We start from the raw sequence: 17,308 nt of genomic DNA, 5'->3' as shown, positions 1-17,308 counted from the left end.
CGGGCACGCCCTGCCGCGTACGATGATGAAGGGATGGAGACCCAACCGACCGGCACCGCACGGCAGATGCCCCCCCGGACTCGTCGCGCTCGCGTTCGGCGGCTTCGGGATCGGCCTGACCGAGTTCGTGATCGCGGGACTGCTTCCCCAGGTGGGCCGCGACCTCGCGGTGTCCGAGGCCGCGGCGGGGTGGCTGATCTCCGGCTACGCCTGACGGTCGCGGTCGGCGCGATCGTGGTGACCGCCGCCACCGCCGGACTGCCCGGCAAGGCGGTCCTCACCGGGCTGGTGGTGCTCTTCGTCGTCGGCAACCTCCTGTCCGCGGTCGCGCCGAACTATCCGGTGATGCTGCTCGGGCGGGTGGTGGCGGCGCTCTGCCACGGCTCGTTCTTCGGTCTCGGCTCGCTGGTCGCCCGGCGCATGGTCGCCCCCGAGCGGGCGTCGCGGGCGGTGGCGGTGATGTTCGCCGGGCTGACGGTCGCGAACGTACTGGGCGTGCCGTTCGGCGCCCTGATCGGTGAACGCTGGGGCTGGCGTGCCACGTTCTGGGCGATCACCGGCATCGGTGTCATCGCCGCGGTCGCCATCGCCGTGCTGGTGCCGGGCTGGGCCGGCGCGGTGAACGGGCCGCGTTCCGCCAAGGATTCCGGCGCGGCCCCCGGCCGGGCGGCGGGGCTCCGTACCCAACTGCGGGCCTTCCGCTCCGGGCAGGTCTGGGGGACCCTCGCGGCCACCGCGCTCGGTTACGGCGGGATGTTCGGCGCGTTCAGCTACCTCGCCTACACCTTCACCCGGGTCACCGGCTTCTCCAGCACGGATGTCGCCTGGCTGCTCGTCGTGTACGGCAGCGGCCTCGTGCTCGGGAACATGGCCGGCGGACGGGCCGCCGACCGCCATCGCGACCTCACCCTGATCGTGTCCCTGGCCGGACTCACCGTCACACTCACCCTGTTCGGGCTGCTGGCCGCCGACCCCACCGCGTCGGTGGTCCTGGTCTTCCTGACGGGGCTGTTCGGCTTCGCGAGCGTTCCGGGCCTGATCACCCGGGTCACCGACCACGCCCACGGGGTGCCGCTCGCCGCCAGTGCCAACGTTTCCGCCTCCAACGTCGGCAACGCACTGGGCGCCTGGCTCGGCGGCCTCGCCATCAGCGCCGGCCTGGGCTATACGGCTCCGCTGTACGTCGGCGCCGCCATCGTCCTGGCCGGGCTCGCCGTGATGTCGGTCGCCGCCCACCGGGCGGGCCGGCCGGCGCCCGGAGTCACGGAACGGGGACTCGCCGAAGGTCCGGCGTCCGCGGGCTGAGGGCCGGTCCGCGGACGCCGGGAACGCGCGGACCGGGCGCCGGCCTGGTCACCGGCAGACTCTAGGCCGTCCCGGTGACGCGCCGGCGGCCGCGGGCGCGCTGGACGAGCAGGCCGGTGATGCCGAGGGCGAGGAGGACGTAGAGGGTGATGGTGATCGGGCTGGAGACCAGGGCCGTGGGGTCGTTCTCGCTGACCGCCATGGCGCGGCGGAACTCGGTCTCGGCGAGGGGGCCGAGGATGACCGCGATGAGGACGGGGGCGACGGGCAGTCCGTAGCGGCGCATGGCGAAGCCGAGAAGCCCGATGGCGAGGACGAGGACCAGATCGAGGATCTTGCTGCTGGTCGCGTAGACGCCGAGCATGGCGAACACGGTGATCCCGCTGTAGAGGTAGTGGCGGGGGATCTTGAGGAGTTTGGCCCAGAGCGGCGCGAACGGCAGGTTGAGTACGAGCAGCACGGTCATGGCGATGAAGAAGCTGGCCAGCAGGGCCCATACGAGGTCACTGGCGCGTTCGAAGAGCAGCGGACCGGGCTGCAGACCGTACTGGCGGAACGCGGCCAGCATCACGGCGGCCGTCGCCGAGGTGGGCAGGCCCAGAGCGAGCAGGGCGCCCATCGCGGTGCCCGCGGTGGCGTTGCCCGCCGCCTCCGGGCCGGCCACACCCTGGATGGCGCCCTTGCCGAACATCGAGCCGGGGCGGCGCGAGCCGAGCCGGCGTTCGGTGCCGTAGGCCAGGAAGGTGGGCACCTCGGATCCGCCGACGGGGATGATGCCGAACGGGACACCTATCGCGGTGCCGCGCAGCCAGGCGGGCATGGCCTGGCGGATCTCCTGGCGGGAGAGCCACAGCCGGCCGGTGGACGGCATGACCCGCAGGTCCTCGTCGGTTCCGCGGCGGGCGGCGACGGAGATGACCTCGCCGAGGGCGAGCAGACCGACGGTGATCACCACGATGTTGATGCCGTCGAAGAGTTCGGGCAGTCCTCCGGTGAAGCGTGCGGCGCCGGACATGCCGTCGATGCCGACCAGCGCGATGGCGAGGCCGATGACCAGGGCGGCCAGACCGCGCAGGATCGAGTCGCTGACCACGGCGGAGATCGCGACGAACGCGAACACGGCGAGCGCCAGGTACTCGGCGGGGCCGAAGAGGGTGGCGAGTTCGGCCAGCGAGGGCGCGAAGAACACCACGAGCACGGAGGAGAGGATGCCGCCCGTGAAGGCACCGATGGCGGCGGTCGCGAGGGCCTGGGCCGCGCGTCCGGACTTCGCCATCCGGTGGCCCTCGATGGATCCGGCGATCGCGGTGCTGTTGCCGGGGGTGTTCATCAGGATTCCGGCGGTCGAGTCGCCGAACAGGCCGCCGAACAGCACACCCGCGAACATGATGAACGCGCCGATGGGGTCGAGCGAGAACGTCACCGGCAGCAGCAGTGCCACCGCCATCGCCGAGCCGAGGCCGGGCAGTACGCCGACGGCCGTGCCCAGCAGGGCGCCGACCAGCACCCACAGCATGTTCATGGGTGTCAGGATCGTCAGGAACCCGTCACCGAGGTTGCCGAGTGATTCCATCAGAGCACTCCTGCCAGGATGCCCGGGGGAAGGCTGAGGCCCAGTCCCGCGGAGAAGGCCAGTTGGACGGTGGACGAGATGGCCACCGACAGGAAGATGTCGAACACCGGACGGCGGCTGCCGAGCGCCCGGGCCACGCCCCAGAAGAGCAGTGCGCCCGAGAGCAGCCAGCCGAGCGGGACGAGCAGGGCGATGAAGGCCCCGATCGTGCCGACCAGTCCGGCCACCGCCCATCGGTTGCTGCGGGTCCGGACCGCCGCGGGGGTCTCATCGGCCGTGGTGCCGGTGGCGTCCGTGGGAGTGGTGGCGTCCGTGGCCGCGGTGGTGTCCGCGGAGGAGACGGAGAGCGCGGCGGCCTGCTCGGGCTCCGGGCGGCGCAGTACGTCGACGCCCAGAAGGACGGCGAACACCAGACACGCGACCGCGACCACGGTGGGGAACATCTGCGGGCCCGGCGAGGCGACGTTGGCCGGCACGTCCATGGTGAGGGTTCCGGCGCCCAGCACGATGCCGGTGACGAGCAGCAGCAGCGGAATGATCAGGCCGGTGCGGCGGCGCAGGAAGGCGGCCGGGCCCGGGTCCGGCGCGGGGTGGGTGGTCACAGACCCAGCTCCTTGATGATCGTGTTGACTCGCGCCTGGTCCTGGCGGATGAAGTCGGCGAACTCGTCACCGGTCAGGAGGCTCTTCACCCACTTGTTGCGGGTGAGCGCGTCCTCCCACTCGGGGGTACGGGTCGCCTCGGTGACGATGTCGGTCAGTTCGCGGCGCTGTGCGTCGCTGATGCCGGGCGGCGCGACCAGGCCGCGCCAGTTGGGCAGCGACACGTCGACGCCCTGCTCGATGAAGGTGGGTGTGTCGATGCCCGGCACCGGCTTGTCGGCCGAGACGGCCAGCGCCCGCAGGTTGCCCGCCTCGATCTGGTCGCGGAAGTCGTTGTAGCTGCTGACCCCGATCTCGACGGTGTTCGACAGCAGCGCCGTGAGCACTTCGCCGCCGCCCGCGAACGAGATGTAGTTGACCTCCTTCGGGTCGATGCCGGCTTCCCGCGCGGCGAGCCCGGCGAGCAGGTGGTCGGTGCCGCCGAGCCCGCCGCCGCCGACGGCGTGGCCGTGCGGATTCTTCTGCCACGCCGCCATGAAGTCCTGGAGCGTCCGGTACGGGGAGTCCGCGGGGACGATGAAGACCTGGTAGTCCTCGGCGAGCCGGGCGATCGGTGTGGTGTTCTCCAGGTCCACCCGCGACTTGTTGACCGTGATGGCGCCTTCCATCACGGTGCCGGTCATCATCAGCCGTGTCGGATCGTCGCCGAGCTGGACGAACTGCCCGAGCCCGATGGTGCCGCCGGCACCGGGCACATTGACGACCTGGACGTTGTTGACGATCGAACCGGCCCGCACTGCCTGCTGGAACTCGCGTGACGCGAGGTCCCAGCCGCCGCCGGGTGCGGCCGGGGCCGTGACCGTCAGTTTCGACCTCGCAGTGGCGCCCGAGGTGGAGTTGCTGGCGTCCACGACGGCGGCCCCGGCGAGCACCGCGGTGCTCAGAGCGCCGGCGACGCCGAGCATGAAACGTTTCCTCTGCACGACCACTCCCTTGTGATCTCGTACCGAGCTGATTCCGAGATGGCCGGTTACCCCGGTGTGTCCATCTGGTGGATATTCATGACCGCCAGATGGTAAACATCATCTCCGGGACGAAGCAATGGAGACGACACGGCGAAGAAAGGAAACCGATGTCCGCGACGACCGACGGCGGCGGCATCCGGGCGGTGAACCGGGCGTGGCAGGTGCTTCGCGCGTTCACCCCGGAGCGCATGTCACTCACACTGACCGACCTCGTCCGTGAGACGGGCCTGCCGAGGACGACCGTCCTGCGGCTCGTGGAGACGCTGGCCGGGGAAGGACTGGTGGAGTCCGGGGCGGACGGGCGGGTCCGGGTCGGCACCAGCCTGATCGCCTTCGCCGCCTTCGCCGAGACGGCCTGGACGGTCCCGCCCGCCTCGCTGGCACGCATGCGGGCCCTCGCTGCCGAGACCGGTGAGACGGTGAGCCTTTACGTCCGCCAGGGCACGCGGCGGGTCGTGGTCGGCCAGGCCCCCAGCCCCAACAGCCTGCGCCATGTGGTGGAGCCGGGCGACTCGCTCACCATGTCCGTGGGGTCCGCCTCCTACGTGCTGCTCAGCCTCGAACCGCCCGAGGAGCGGGACGTACTCGTCACGCGCATCGCCGCGGAGTGCGGCAGTGACCCCGAGGCGCTGCGCGCCGGAGCGCGGGCCGCGGCGGAGCGGGGCTGGTGCGTCACCCACGGCGAGCGCGAACCGGGCAACAGCGGTCTGGCGGTTCCCGTCCCGTTCCCCGGCGGTGCCGCACCCGCCCGCCCGCCGGTCCTCGCCGTCGGCGGCCCCACCGTGCGGTTCACCGAGGAGAAGATCCCCGGCTTCGTCCACGCGGTCCGCCGCTGCGCGGAGGACATCGCCCGGACCGGTCTGCCGCCCGCGCTGTACTGACCCGGCCGGTCCCACGCTGACCCGGCCGGTCCCGCACCGACCCGGCCGGTCCCGAACGCACACCGCGCCGACTGAACCACACCGCGCCGACTCGACCACACAACGCACCGACTCGACCACACAACGCACCGACTCAATCACTCCGCACTGACTCGACCGAAGGAGAACCGTGCACGACTATCCGCCCCCCGGGGCGTTCCCCGTCGCCACCGTGTCCGACGCGATGGACCGGTTCGGCGTCGCCGACGGCATCCGCCCGCTGTGGCCTGGGGCCGTCCTGTCCGGCCCCGCCTTCACGGTGTGGACCCGGCCGGGTGACAACAAGGGCCTGCACGCCGCGTTCGAGACGATCCGGCGCGGGGAGGTGCTCGTCGTCAACGGGGGCGGGGACACGACCCGCGCGCTGATCGGGGAACTCGTGGCGCAGAAGGCGAAGGCGCTGGAGATCGGCGGCATCGTCCTCGACGGCGCGGCCCGGGACGTCGTCGAGCTGGCGCAGCTCGGCGTCCCGGTGTTCGCCCGCGCCGTCACCCCCGCCGGACCGTGGAAGACCGGCCCGTACCGCATAGCGGGCCCGATCGCCGTCGGCGGGGTGCCCGTCGCCCCCGGGGACTGGGTGCTCGGTGACGACGACGGGGTGGCCGTCGTCCCGGCCGCCCAGGCCGAGGACGTCGTCGCGGGGACGCGCCGGCTCATCGAGGGCGAGGCCGAGCGCCGCGCCGCCAACCAGAGGCTGGTGCCCCGTGACTGACCGCCCGCTCGTCTGGATCCCCCGGCCGGTCCACGCCGACGCCCTGGCCCGCCTGCGCCCGCACGCCGACGTACGTCCCGGATACGGCGCCGACGGGGCCGCGTTCGACGAGATCAGCGACCGGGTCGCGGCCATTCTGCTGCGCACCGAACGCGTCGACGGCGCGATGATGCGCCGCGCTCCCCGTCTGCGCATCGTGGCACGGCACGGCGTCGGCCTCGACACCGTGGACGTCGACACCGCGCGGGAGCTGGGGATCACCGTCACCACCACCCCGGCGGCCAACAGCCGGTCCGTCGCCGAGCACGCCATGACGCTGCTGCTGGCGGTGCGCCGGGGCATCGGCATCGCGATCCGCGACGAGGGGGACACCCGCGCGGCGATCCGCGGCCGGGAGCTCTCCGGCGGGGTGCTCGGGCTGGTCGGCTTCGGCCGTATCGCCCGCGAGGTCGCCGCGATCGCGGCCCACGGTTTCGGCATGCGCGTCCTGGCCCACGACCCGATGGTGCCCGTCTCCGTCATGACGGACGCCGGTGTCGAACCCGCGGACCTCCCGACGCTGCTCTCCCTCGCCGAGAACCTCAGCCTGCACATCCCGCTGGTCGAGGAGACCCGCAACCTCATCGGGCTGCCCGAACTCATGGCGCTGCCCGAGGGCGCGGTGGTGGTGAACACCTCGCGCGGGGGCATCCTCGACGAGTCCGCCCTGCTCGACGCCGTCCGGCGGGGCCATCTCGCGGGCGCCGGCCTCGACGTCACGACGGTCGAACCGCTCCCGTCCGACCACCCCCTGCGCGCCGAGCCGTCGGTCGTCATCACCCCCCACATCGGAGCGCAGACCACACAGGCGCTGCGCCGCATGGCGACCGAGGCCGCCGACCACATCATCGCCCGCATCACCTGACCCCCCCGTGCACCCAGGGCCCACGCCTGCCCACAGCGAACCACCAGGTGGTTCGCTTGTGCCGCTGGATGGTTCCGTGATGTGATGAAACGGCCCACTCACCGGCGAGGCGTCCGCCTCGCCGTGTGCCGAGACACGAAGGAAACGGCATGCCCGAATCCGACGCAGGCGGCGTCCGCAGTGTGCAGCGCGCGGTGGAGCTGCTCGCCCTCTTCGACGCCGACCACCCCAGCCGGCCCGTACGCGAACTGGTCGACGCGACCGGACTGCCGAAGACCACCGTGGTACGGCTGGTCCACACACTGGAGCAGTGCGGCCTGCTCTGGAGCCGGGGGGACGGCCACCTCGTCCCCGGCACCGGACTCCTGCGCTGGGCCGAACTCGCCGGCCGGACCTGGCGGTTGCCGGAAGAGGCACTGCGCCGCCTCGCCGAGCTGAGCGAGGCGAGCGGCGGGGAGACGGTGTCGGTCTACGTCCGCCAGCAGAACACCCGTGTCTGCATCGCCCGCCACGAAGGCACCCGTACGTTGCGCCACGTCGTCCACATCGGGGCGGAGATGCCGCTCTGGTCGGGGGCCGCGAGCCACGTCCTCCTCTCGCGTTCGGACCGCGCCGACATCGCCGCCGTGGCCGCCCGCGCACCGGGCGGTGACACGGACGACCGGCTCGGGGAGCGCGTCCGGAGGGCCGCCGAGGACGGCATGGCCGTCAGCCACGGCGAACGCGAGCCCGGCGTCTCCGGCGTCGCGGCCCCGGTCTTCGCCCCCGCGTCGGGCCGTCTCACCGCGGCGGTCGCGCTCGGCGGCCCGACCACCCGCTTCACCGACGAGGCCATCGCCGGTTTCACCCCGGCCCTGCTGGACACCGCACGGGCCCTCACCGCGCTCGACTGCATCGGAGGCAGCGCCTGATGACGACCCCTCTCCTGGAGGGCGTACGGATCCTCGATCTGACCAACGTCCTCGCCGGCCCCTTCGCCGGCTATCAGCTCGCTCTGCACGGCGCCGACGTCATCAAGGTCGAGCTGCCCGCATCAGGCGATCTCGCCCGCCAGTTGGGCGCGGACCGCGAACTCGGGGAGGAGCTGCTGGGCGCGTCCTTCCTCGCCCAGAACGCCGGCAAGCGCTCACTCACCCTCAACCTGAAGGACCCGGACGGACGGGAGGCACTTCTGCGCGCCGTCCGTGAGGCGGACGTCCTGCTGGAGAACTTCCGCCCCGGCGTGATGGACCGGCTCGGTGTCGGCTGGAAGACGCTGAGCGCCGAGAACCCCCGGCTCGTCTACTGCGCCATCTCCGGCTTCGGACAGACGGGCCCGTTGCGGGACCGCCCGGCGTACGACCAGATCATCCAGGGCCTCAGCGGGATGATGAGCGTCACCGGCACCCCGGGGACCGCTCCGCTGCGGGCCGGATTCCCCGTCGCCGACACCCTCGGCGGCATGGCGGCCGCGTACGCGGTCGCGGCCGCGCTCGTACGCCGCGGACGCACCGGGGAGGGCGCCTTCGTCGACGTCTCGATGCTGGAGTCCGCGCTCACCGCCATGGGCTGGGTCACGTCCAACTATCTGATCAGCGGGCGCGTACCTCACCCCATGGGCAACGAGAACTTCACCGCGGCCCCCTCGGGCACCTTCCGCACCGCCGACGGCCACCTCAACATCGCCGCCAACCGGCAGCAGCAGTTCACGACCCTGTGCCGGCTCATCGGACGCGAGGACCTGACGACCGACCCGCGCTTCACCCACCCCGCCGACCGCAAGACGCATCGCGACGCCCTGCGCGACGAGGTCGAAGCGGGGCTGGCCGCCCGGCCGGCGGCGGAGTGGGAGGAGATCCTCTCCGACGCCGGAGTCCCGGCGGCGCGCGTCCTGTCGGTACCGGACGCGCTGGGCCTCGACCACCTGGCCACGCGCGGCTTCGTACACGACCTGCCCTTCCCCGACGGCCGCGAGCGCCCCCTGCGCGTTCTCGGCAGCCCGGTGCGCGTGGACGGTGAACCCGCCGTGACGCCTTCCCCGCCACCGCTGCTGGGGGAACACACCGACACCGTGCTGGGGGAACTCGGCTACACCGCGGCGGAGATCACCGCGCTGCGCGAAGGCGGTGCCGTATGACCGGGGCACCGGTACCCGCGGGCGACGGGCAGGCGCGGGACACCGCCGACGGGGGAGAGAAACTGATCGCCGAACGCACCGTGACCGACTGGTGGTCCACGGCGGTGAGCGAGATCCACCCCGGCGAGATCCGGCTGCGCGGCTATCCGGTGGAGGAATTGATCGGCCGGGTCACCTTCGCCGAACAGATCTGGCTGATGCTCCGCGGCGAACTGCCCACGCCCCGCCAGGGACGCCTCCTGGAAGCCGCGCTGGTCGCCGCCGTCGACCACGGCCCGCAGGCCCCCTCGATCGCCGCGGCCCGGATGGCGGCCACCTGCGGCGTGGGACTCAACAGCGCCGTCGCGACCGGCGCCGGCCTGCTCGGCGACGTCCACGGGGGAGCGGGGCAGCAGTGCATGGAGGTACTGGAGCGGGTCGCCGACGGTGAACCGGCCTCCGACGTCGTCGCCGAATACCGCCGTCGCCGCGCCTACATCCCCGGGTTCGGCCACCGCTTCCACCCCCGCGACCCGCGCCGGGACCCGCTGCTCACGCTGGTCCGGGAGACCGTCGAGGCCGGCGAGGTCCCCGGCCGGGCCCTCGCCGCCGGACTGGCGCTGGAGGCCGCGCTCGCCGAGGGCCGGGAGCGTCCGGTCCCGATGAACATCGACGGGGCCACCGCGATCATCTACGCGGAACTCGGCTTCCCGTCCCAGCTCGGCCGGGGCCTGTTCGTCCTCTCCCGCAGCGTGGGTATCCTCGCCCACGCGTGGGAGGAGACGGAGAACGGAACCCGCATCAAGGGGCCGCTGCCCCGGCCACTCCTCGCGGGCTACCACGGCACACCCGAGCGCCACCTGGACCGGGACGCCTGACCCGTGGACGGGGGGAAGCCGGAGGAGGGCCCTAGCCGGTGGTGGCCGGGGCACGTGCGGTGAGGAGCCCGTCCTCGTAGGTGTGATGGCGGCGGGTGGCGGTGCGGTGGTGCAGCAGCGCGGCCGCGCGCACGTGCTCGCCGGCGTCGACGAGGGCGCGCGCGAGGGTGTCCTGGATGATCTCGCGTTCCACCCGCACTCCGCCGATGCGCTCCGCGTGCTCGCCCAGACCGCTCAGCAGCTCCGCCGCCGCGCGGGGGCGGCCCGCGGTGATCTCGGCCAGCGCGTCGACCACGGGGGCCAGCACCTCGCGGTAGTCGGGGCGTTCGTCGGCGGCGGCCCGGCGGGCGAGGACGCGCAGGTCGTCGGTGGCGGCCTCCACGGCCAGGGCCAGGGCGAGGTTGAAGGTGTGGAAGATCTCCGCCATCCCGCCCGGCGCGGCAAGCAGTTCACGCACCTGGTCCGGATCGCTGCGGCCGGCCGGCGACTGCCCGATCAGGAGCAGGCGCCAGTTCGTCGCGGCCCGCATGCCGACATCCGTACGGGCCAGTGCCGTGTCCGCCCGGCGGCGCGCGTCCGGGAAGTCGCCGCAGGTGAGGGACTGCAGCGCGGCATGCCAGTTCAGGTGGCGTGACTGCACCGCCTGCGGGTCCTCCTGGAGCCACTGGTCCAGGAAGCCGACGCAGGCGCGGCCGGCGCCCAGCTCGTGTTCGGCGTGCGCGAGGGCGTGTGCGGCCACACCCGAGCGCGGGTGCAGGGCCAGGGCCCGTCCGGCCAGCTCGTGCGCCTCCCGCACCCGGCCCTGCTCCGCCCGGGCCGACGCCAGCCAGCCCGTCCACGGCCAGCTCTCCGGGCCCGCCACCGCCGCCTGTTCCTCCGTCAGGGCGTCCCCCCGTGCGCGGTAGCCGGCGTCCTCGCAGGCGTGGAACGCGCCAAGGAGGAGACCGGCCGGCTCATCGGCGGGCCAGCGGGCGAAGTGTCCCACCAGGTGATCGGCCGTCAGCCGGTACTGCCGGTGCGTGTGGAGGAACACCCCGTACACCAGACTCGCCTCGCGCTCACCGGCGGCCAGCGCGTCCCGGTGCGCGATCGCCAACTGCTCCTTCAGTACGGCGTCGTCCCACCGGTCCCCGGTCGCCAGCGACAGGAGCGCCCGCGCCACACCACAGCCCGGATCCGCCCCGACCCACTGGCGCAGCAGGGGCAGCGTCCGCCCGCTCAGGGACAGCAGCGCGTCCACCGCCCGCTCCCGCACCGGCACATCCGTCGTCCCGCTCATCGCCGCCCCGCTCACCGTCGTCCCGCCGGTCACCCGCCGCTCACCGTCCCGTTCAGTACGCTGCCCTGAACACGGCGGTGCAGACGATGCCGCTGTTGCCGCAGTGGTTACGCGGCAGGCTCAACGGCAGGCCGACCTGGTTGCCGCTCGCCACCCCGCTCCCGGCCACCGTGGCGCCCACGGCCCGGGCGCCGCCCTGGTTGACGCAGGTGTTGCCGAACACCGCGTTCCCCACCCCGACGACGTTCGCGTGCGCGGTCCCGGCCGGAAGCAGCGCCACCCCGGCCACCGCGCCCAGCACCGCGACCCGTACGCCCTGGCTTCTCGTACCGTGCGTCTCCACGCCCATCGCGTTCCTCCCTCATCCGGGACCGTTCCCCGGTGCCCGTGCGGATCGCGCCCGGCCCGGACGGACCAGGACGCACTCCTCTAACGACAGAACCCCGCTCCCGACACGAGGACACCGCACGGGCCTGTCCGGTGTGACCGGCGTCGCCGCCGACGACCGGCCGGCGGCCGCCGGGTCAGGACGGTTCCGGCCAGGGACCCACGGTCAGCACCGCCCCGGTCGTACGGTCGGCGGACGGGCCCGTCGCGATCTCGAACGTCCCCGGTTCCACGGCCTGTTCCAGGGAGCGGGTGACCGAGGCCAGGGTCTGCGCGCCGATGGTGAAGGAGACCTCGGCCCGTTCACCCGGCGCCAGCGCCGTCCGTACGAAGCCGCGCAGTTCGCGCACGCGCGGCCACGACGAGCCGCCCAGCACCCGGCGCACGTACAGCTGCACCGTCTCGTCCACCGGCCGCGCCCCGGTGTTGGCGACCTCCACCACACAGGTCAGCGGAGGGACGGCGCCGGACGGGGACACGGTGACCGCGTCCCGGGAGAGCCGGGGCGCGCCGTACTCGACCGTCGTGTAGGACAGGCCGTGCCCGAACGGGTGGCGGGCGGTGGCCGGCTGGTCGACGTATCCCCGGTAGCCGTGGTCCTTCCCGTTGTAGAACACCGGCAGTTGCGCCGCCGAGCGTGGTACGGAGACCGGCAGCCGGCCCACGGGTCCGGCCGCGCCGAAGAGCACCTCGGCGATCGCGCGCCCGCCCCAGGGACCCGGATACCAGGCGCTGAGCACCGCCCCCGCCCGTGCGGCGAGGTCCTCCGGCACGGCGTGCGGACGGCCCTGCACCAGCACGACCACGACCGGCGTCCCGGTGGCGGTCACGGCGCTCAGCAGCGCCGACTGGCCCTCGGGAAGCCCGAGTTCGGCGAGGTCGACGCCCTCGCCGCAGGTCATGTCCACCGGAAGGCCGGAGCTGACCACCGCCGCGCCGTTGGAGTCGAAGCGGGTGGCGGACTCCCGCGCGCTCGATCCGCCGAGCACCAGGACCGCCACCTCGCAGGAGGCGGCCAGCGCGACCGCCGCCGGGATGCCGGACCGGTCGCCGCCGACGAGTTCGCAGCCGCGCGCGTACGAGACCTCGCCGATCGCCGCCGCCCTGATCCCGTCCAGGACGGTGACCCCGGCCCCCGGGCGCTGGGGCGCCGTGTAGTCGCCGATCTGCTGCGGTACGGAGTCGGCGTTCGGGCCGATGACGGCGATCCTGCGGAGATGCTCCGACAGGGGCAGTGTGGCGCCGTCGTGCCGCAGCAGCACCACCGACTCCCGCGCGATCCGCTCGCTCAGCTCACGCAGCCCGGCGGGCGCCCGCCGCTCGCCGGTGTACGGCCGCTCGAACAGGCCGAGCCGGAACTTGAGCGCGAGCACCCGGCCGACCGCCGCGTCCAGCACGCTCTCGCGGACCAGACCACGCCGTACCGCCTCGGCCAGCCGGGGGAAGCTCTCGTCCCACAGGCTCAGATCCGTCCCCGCCGCCAGGGCGAGCGCCCCCGCCGCCACCGGATCACCCGCGAGCCGCGTCAGCCGGTCGAGCGCGCACCCGTCCGCCATCACCAGGCCCTCGAACCCCCAGCGTTCGCGCAGCAGCCCGGTCAGCAGCTCACGGTTGGCCGCGCAGGGCACCCCGTCGAACTCGTTGTACGCCGCCATGACGCCCGCCGCTCCGGCCCTGACCCCCGCCAGCGCGGCCGGGAGATGGATCTCGTGCAGCTCACGGGCACCGAGTTCGGTGGCCGCGCTGTTGCGCCCGCCCACAGTGGCGCCCTGGCCCGCGAAGTGCTTGAGGACCACCGCCGCCCGGTCCGCGCCGTACGACACGGGCCCGCGCCCGGGCGCCTCGCCGGGGCCCTGCGCGCCGCGCACCAGCGCCTCGGTGAACCGGGCCGCCAGATAGGGGTCCTCGCCGAAGCACTCCTCGGCGCGCCCCCAGCGCGGGTCCCGTACGAGATCCAGCGCGGAGACGAGCGCGACATGGCCGCCGCGCGCCCGCAGTTCGGCCGCCGCGAGCGCCGCCGCCTCCTCGTACAGCCCGGGGTCCCAGGTCGCGCCCACCGCCAGGTTCACCGGCAGCACCGTGCCGTCCAGCGCCTGATGGCCGTGCGGCATCTCCTCCACCATGAGCACGGGGATGCCGAGCCGGGTGTTCTCCACGACATGCCGCTGCACCGCGTCGGACACCCGGGCGCCCTCGGCGGCTCCGATGCCCGTCCCGAACGTCACCCCCGACCAGGGATCGGCCCGTTGGAGCCCGTAGAGCGCGCCCATGCCGTCGTACGCGGCGACCTCGGCCCGGAACGCCTCGGTGAGGCGGTGGCCGGCGGGGGTGCGCTCGTACGCCTGCCAGCCGTACATGCGCTGGTTGACCTGGCCCACCTTCTCCGTGAGCGTCATCCGGGAGAGCAGGTCGCGCACCCGGTCCGCGACGGGCGCGGCGGGATCCCGGTACCGGGGCTGGGGCATGGGACGGATCTCCTCGACTGCTTCGACGGGACTGGCGGGACTGACGGGACTGACCGAACGGGCGGGACTGGCCGAACGGGCGGGACTGACAGGACTGACGGAACGGGCGGGATCGGCGGGGCTGACCGGACTGCGCGATGCGGTCAGTCCAGCTCCAGGACGCGCACCCCGTACGGGGCGATCACCACGTCCCGCACCGGCTCCCCGCCGTCCAGGTCGCGCAGTTCACCCTCCGCGCGGGGGCGCACGGTCAGCTCCCGCTCCGCCTGGCTCACCAGCCAGACGAAACGCTTCCCGTCCTCCCGTACCAGCGTGTCCGCCGAGACGTACGGCGTGTCGACGGTCACCGGCCGCGCCGCGCCGGCGATCCCCGCGAGCGCCGCGTACAGCCGGTGGGTCTGCTCCGGATTGACGCGGGCGGTGCGGGCCGCCATGTGCTCCAGCGGATACGTGGCCAGGACAGTACGGCCCCGCCCCGTCTCGTGGACCAGCAGCGCCGGGCGGCCGTGCGCGTCGGTGGCGACGACCCGCGCCCCGGCCGGGACGACCGGCAGATAGGCGCGGCTGTCCTCGTTCCCCGCGACCGGGAAGCGCAGTGTCTCGCCCGCCGCGACCGAGCCGAAGTCCTCGGTGAACGTCATCTCCAGCACCTCGTCCTCGATGGGCTCGGCCACCCCGTACGAGAGCTGGAGCTCCACCCCGAAGAGCCCGTCCAGGTCGTGGAACCACGGGCCGCGCGTCGTCGGGTGCTCGCCCGAGCAGAACGACAGGTACACCGTCGCGCCCTCCCGCGCCCGCCGTTCCAGCTCCCGCCGGGTGCGCGTGGTCAACTGCCGCGTGGCGGGCAGCAGATAGAGCGAGGCGTCACCGGGCAGCCCGTCCGCCTCGCGGACCAGGGCGACGGGCAGATCGGCGCCGCGCGCGGCCACGTACCCCTGGTGCAGCGAGGTGAAGATCAGCGGGCGGTCGGCGGGCCGGCTGTAGGGGTAGCCGCGTTCCAGGAACGCGGGCACCACCAGCGCCGCGTCGGCGTCGCCCCGGCGGCAGCGCGCGAAGTCGACGCGCTCCAGTACCTGTGCGAAGGCGGCCAGTTCACGCAGCGGTTCCTTGGGACGCCCGGTGTGATCGGTGATGCCGAAGTGCATCTCGAAGGGGTGGTGGTCGTACGGCGACCGCTCCCACAGGTCGTCGTAGTCCGTGTTGTTCCAGGCGATCCAGCCGGTGGCACCGCCGAGCAGCGAGTTGTGCAGCGTCTGCCGGTAGAAGACCCCCGCGTTCGCCGCCGAGACCGTGTCGGTGGACAGGCCGAACTCCTCCAGTACCACCGGCTGCCCGGTGACGGCGGCGAGTTCGCACTCGAAGGCGGCGCGGTAGTGCTGGCGCGGCCGGTCCGTGTCCGAGCGGTACACGTGCGGTCCGACGAAGTCGACGTACTCGGCGGTGTCGCGCAGCGAGAAGCCGTTGTCCCGGCCGGTCACCTCGATGCCCCAGGCGCCGTCGCCCAGCGACACCGGCTGGGTGCCGCCCGCGGCGCGCACCGCGTCGCACATGAACTGCGCCCAGGCGGTGACGACGTCGGAGGAGGGCGGGTCGACCTGGTAGATCCGGCCGTACCCCGGCATCTCGTTGGTGATCAGCCAGCCGGTGACGGCGGGATGGTCCTTGAAGCGCCGGGTCATCTGCGAGACGAACCAGGCCTGGCGGCCGACGAGCCAGACGTCCTCGTACAGGTCCCGGCCGCCGCGCCACGCCGGGTCCCAGTTCTCCCCGGACATGTGGCCGACGATGAAGGTGGGGACCGTGCCCATGCCCGCCTCGGTGTGGGCGTCGAGGAAGTCACGGAAGTGCTCGCACAGTTCCTCGTCGATCCGGTGCGGCTCCGGGTGGAAGTCCGGCCAGTAGAAGAAGGACCGGGTCATCGTCAGGCCGTGGTCGCGCAGGACGGCCAGTTCCTCGCGGACCGTCTTCGGCTGATAGTCCCGCCACATCAGCGGACCGCCGCTACGGGACCAGAAGTTGGCGCCGAGCCAGGGCAGAACGGCGGAGTCATGGGTGAGCTGGGCGCTGTGGCGTCGCATGGGGTCTTTCTCTGGATCTCGGCGGGTGGACAGTTCAGGACGGGGCGGGGTGGGTGAGGCGAGAGGCGGTCAGGGCGCTGTCGGCGCCGGGCCCGTGGTCTCCCGTACGACCAGCCGGGGCCGGCCGTCGAGCACGGGCGCCGGTACGTCCTCACCGCACTCGGCGAGCAGGGCCCGGGCCGCGGCGGCGCCGACGGCCTGCACCTGCTGGTCCACCGTGGTCAGCCGGGGGTACATCCAGCGGCCGAGCGGCAGGTTGTCGTACCCGACGACGGACAGGTCGCGCGGCACCCGGAGCCCGGCGCGCTGGGCCGTGCCGATCCCGCAGACGGCCATCGAGTCGTTGGAGTACACGACGGCCGTGGGCCGGTCGGCCAGGGCCAGCAGTTCCTCGGTGGCGGCGACCGCCGCCGCCTCCGTGAAATCGGTCTCGCACACGGCGACCGGCCGTACCCCGGCCTCGGCGAGCGCGTCCTCGAAGGCCGCGCGGCGCAGCCGGGTGTGTATCAGCTCGGCGGGGCCCGTGACAGAGGCGATCCGACGGTGGCCCAGATCCAGCAGGTGCGTGACGGCTTCGCGCACCCCCGCGCCCTGCCGGCCGAGTCCCACGTTCACCACCGGGGAGGCGGGGTCGGGCGCGCTCAGCAGGACGGCCGGCAGCCCGAGCCCGCGCAGCAGCGGCGGGCGCGGATCGTCGGCGCGCGCGTCGGTCAGCACCGCTCCGTCGACCCGGCCCTCGGCGACCAGCCGTTCGTACAGCGCGCTCTCCTGCGTCATGTCGGCGACCAGGTGGAGCAGCAGACCGTAGCCGCGCGGGGCCAGTTCGCCCTCCAGGCCCGTGATCAGCTCGCCGAAGTGCGGGTCGGCGCCGAGCACATCGGTGGCGCGGCGCACGACGAGCGCGATCGTACGGGTCCGGGCCCGGCGCAGCGCGGTCGCGGACGCGCTCGGTGACCAGCCCAGCTCGGCGACGGCGTCGAGCACGCGGCGCCGGGTGGCCTCGGTGATCCGGCCGGTGCCGTTGACGGTCTGGGAGACCGTGGCGGTGGAGACGCCGGCCGCGGCGGCCACGGCCTTGATGGTGG

14 protein-coding genes and 1 pseudogene are annotated in these 17,308 nt (G+C 73.4%); 7 read left to right on the top strand and 8 right to left on the bottom strand.

What is annotated here, in order from left to right; genetic code table 11:
* Window positions 1-25: 25 nt before the first annotated feature.
* Window positions 26-1,305: pseudogene (locus ACFXKG_RS13320) on the top strand (MFS transporter).
* Window positions 1,306-1,366: 61 nt separating this feature from the next.
* Here the strand turns inward: ACFXKG_RS13320 and ACFXKG_RS13315 are convergent.
* The 3 genes from ACFXKG_RS13315 to ACFXKG_RS13305 are packed head-to-tail and all read right to left on the bottom strand — an operon-like array spanning window position 1,367 to window position 4,463.
* A complete protein-coding gene (locus ACFXKG_RS13315; protein ID WP_384836775.1) occupies window positions 1,367-2,878 on the bottom strand; it encodes a tripartite tricarboxylate transporter permease in 1,512 nt (503 codons plus the stop codon).
* Window positions 2,878-3,480, bottom strand: coding sequence for a tripartite tricarboxylate transporter TctB family protein (locus tag ACFXKG_RS13310; protein WP_384836772.1), 603 nt, complete (start codon window positions 3,478-3,480; stop codon window positions 2,878-2,880). The genes ACFXKG_RS13315 and ACFXKG_RS13310 overlap by 1 nt, the downstream gene beginning before the upstream one ends.
* Window positions 3,477-4,463: a Bug family tripartite tricarboxylate transporter substrate binding protein gene (locus tag ACFXKG_RS13305; RefSeq protein WP_382896104.1), complete on the bottom strand. Its 987-nt coding sequence runs from the start codon at window positions 4,461-4,463 to the stop codon at window positions 3,477-3,479. The genes ACFXKG_RS13310 and ACFXKG_RS13305 overlap by 4 nt, the downstream gene beginning before the upstream one ends.
* 149 nt (window positions 4,464-4,612) lie before the next feature.
* Here ACFXKG_RS13305 and ACFXKG_RS13300 point away from each other — a divergent pair, with 149 nt between their 5' ends.
* The 6 genes from ACFXKG_RS13300 to ACFXKG_RS13275 all read left to right on the top strand — a co-directional run bounded on the left by ACFXKG_RS13300 (window position 4,613) and on the right by ACFXKG_RS13275 (window position 10,014).
* The gene (locus ACFXKG_RS13300) at window positions 4,613-5,386 is read left to right on the top strand and encodes an IclR family transcriptional regulator (RefSeq protein ID WP_384836769.1); all 774 of its coding nucleotides are present in this window, start codon (window positions 4,613-4,615) and stop codon (window positions 5,384-5,386) included.
* Window positions 5,387-5,555: 169 nt separating this feature from the next.
* Window positions 5,556-6,137 carry an RraA family protein gene (locus tag ACFXKG_RS13295; protein WP_384836766.1) on the top strand — a complete coding sequence of 194 codons (582 nt, stop codon included), beginning with the start codon at window positions 5,556-5,558 and terminating at the stop codon, window positions 6,135-6,137.
* A complete protein-coding gene (locus ACFXKG_RS13290; RefSeq protein WP_384836763.1) occupies window positions 6,130-7,041 on the top strand; it encodes an NAD(P)-dependent oxidoreductase in 912 nt (303 codons plus the stop codon). Before ACFXKG_RS13295 ends, ACFXKG_RS13290 begins: the two co-directional genes overlap by 8 nt.
* Window positions 7,042-7,190: 149 nt before the next feature.
* On the top strand, window positions 7,191-7,952 hold the full coding sequence (locus ACFXKG_RS13285) for an IclR family transcriptional regulator (RefSeq protein ID WP_384836760.1): 762 nt from the start codon (window positions 7,191-7,193) through the stop codon (window positions 7,950-7,952).
* The gene (locus tag ACFXKG_RS13280; protein WP_384836757.1) at window positions 7,952-9,157 is read left to right on the top strand and encodes a CaiB/BaiF CoA transferase family protein; all 1,206 of its coding nucleotides are present in this window, start codon (window positions 7,952-7,954) and stop codon (window positions 9,155-9,157) included. Before ACFXKG_RS13285 ends, ACFXKG_RS13280 begins: the two co-directional genes overlap by 1 nt.
* Window positions 9,154-10,014 (top strand): citryl-CoA lyase, encoded by an 861-nt coding sequence (locus ACFXKG_RS13275; RefSeq protein WP_384836754.1) that lies wholly within the window; start codon window positions 9,154-9,156, stop codon window positions 10,012-10,014. Before ACFXKG_RS13280 ends, ACFXKG_RS13275 begins: the two co-directional genes overlap by 4 nt.
* A 31-nt stretch (window positions 10,015-10,045) precedes the next feature.
* Here ACFXKG_RS13275 and ACFXKG_RS13270 read toward each other — a convergent pair whose 3' ends face one another.
* The 5 genes from ACFXKG_RS13270 to ACFXKG_RS13250 all read right to left on the bottom strand — a co-directional run bounded on the left by ACFXKG_RS13270 (window position 10,046) and on the right by ACFXKG_RS13250 (window position 17,294).
* The gene (locus ACFXKG_RS13270; RefSeq protein WP_384836751.1) at window positions 10,046-11,326 is read right to left on the bottom strand and encodes a hypothetical protein; all 1,281 of its coding nucleotides are present in this window, start codon (window positions 11,324-11,326) and stop codon (window positions 10,046-10,048) included.
* Window positions 11,327-11,345: 19 nt separating this feature from the next.
* Entirely contained in the window at window positions 11,346-11,642 is a 297-nt protein-coding gene (locus ACFXKG_RS13265; RefSeq protein ID WP_384836748.1) for a chaplin family protein, read from the bottom strand.
* Window positions 11,643-11,817: 175 nt separating this feature from the next.
* Entirely contained in the window at window positions 11,818-14,145 is a 2,328-nt protein-coding gene (locus ACFXKG_RS13260; RefSeq protein WP_384836745.1) for a glycoside hydrolase family 3 N-terminal domain-containing protein, read from the bottom strand.
* A gap of 143 nt (window positions 14,146-14,288) precedes the next feature.
* Window positions 14,289-16,223 (bottom strand): cellulase family glycosylhydrolase, encoded by a 1,935-nt coding sequence (locus ACFXKG_RS13255; RefSeq protein WP_384836743.1) that lies wholly within the window; start codon window positions 16,221-16,223, stop codon window positions 14,289-14,291.
* 69 nt (window positions 16,224-16,292) lie between these two features.
* Complete coding sequence (locus ACFXKG_RS13250; protein WP_384837032.1) at window positions 16,293-17,294, bottom strand: LacI family DNA-binding transcriptional regulator; 1,002 nt, start codon at window positions 17,292-17,294, stop codon at window positions 16,293-16,295.
* Window positions 17,295-17,308 lie beyond the last annotated feature (14 nt).

It is taken from the genome of Streptomyces sp. NPDC059255 (assembly GCF_042752355.1).
GTDB lineage: Bacteria > Actinomycetota > Actinomycetes > Streptomycetales > Streptomycetaceae > Streptomyces.
The sequence above is the reverse complement of the archived record's forward strand: the minus strand, read 5'-3'. Positions and strand labels throughout refer to the sequence as shown.

What these genes read in the sequence shown, in the direction of transcription:
- ACFXKG_RS13300 (WP_384836769.1), top strand. Translation starts at nt 4,613, where the DNA reads ATGTCCGCGACGACCGACGGCGGCGGCATCCGGGCGGTGAACCGGGCG.
- ACFXKG_RS13315 (WP_384836775.1), bottom strand. Translation starts at nt 2,878, where the DNA reads ATGGAATCACTCGGCAACCTCGGTGACGGGTTCCTGACGATCCTGACA.
- ACFXKG_RS13275 (WP_384836754.1), top strand. Translation starts at nt 9,154, where the DNA reads ATGACCGGGGCACCGGTACCCGCGGGCGACGGGCAGGCGCGGGACACC.
- ACFXKG_RS13280 (WP_384836757.1), top strand. Translation starts at nt 7,952, where the DNA reads ATGACGACCCCTCTCCTGGAGGGCGTACGGATCCTCGATCTGACCAAC.
- ACFXKG_RS13285 (WP_384836760.1), top strand. Translation starts at nt 7,191, where the DNA reads ATGCCCGAATCCGACGCAGGCGGCGTCCGCAGTGTGCAGCGCGCGGTG.
- ACFXKG_RS13265 (WP_384836748.1), bottom strand. Translation starts at nt 11,642, where the DNA reads ATGGGCGTGGAGACGCACGGTACGAGAAGCCAGGGCGTACGGGTCGCG.
- ACFXKG_RS13255 (WP_384836743.1), bottom strand. Translation starts at nt 16,223, where the DNA reads ATGCGACGCCACAGCGCCCAGCTCACCCATGACTCCGCCGTTCTGCCC.
- ACFXKG_RS13260 (WP_384836745.1), bottom strand. Translation starts at nt 14,145, where the DNA reads ATGCCCCAGCCCCGGTACCGGGATCCCGCCGCGCCCGTCGCGGACCGG.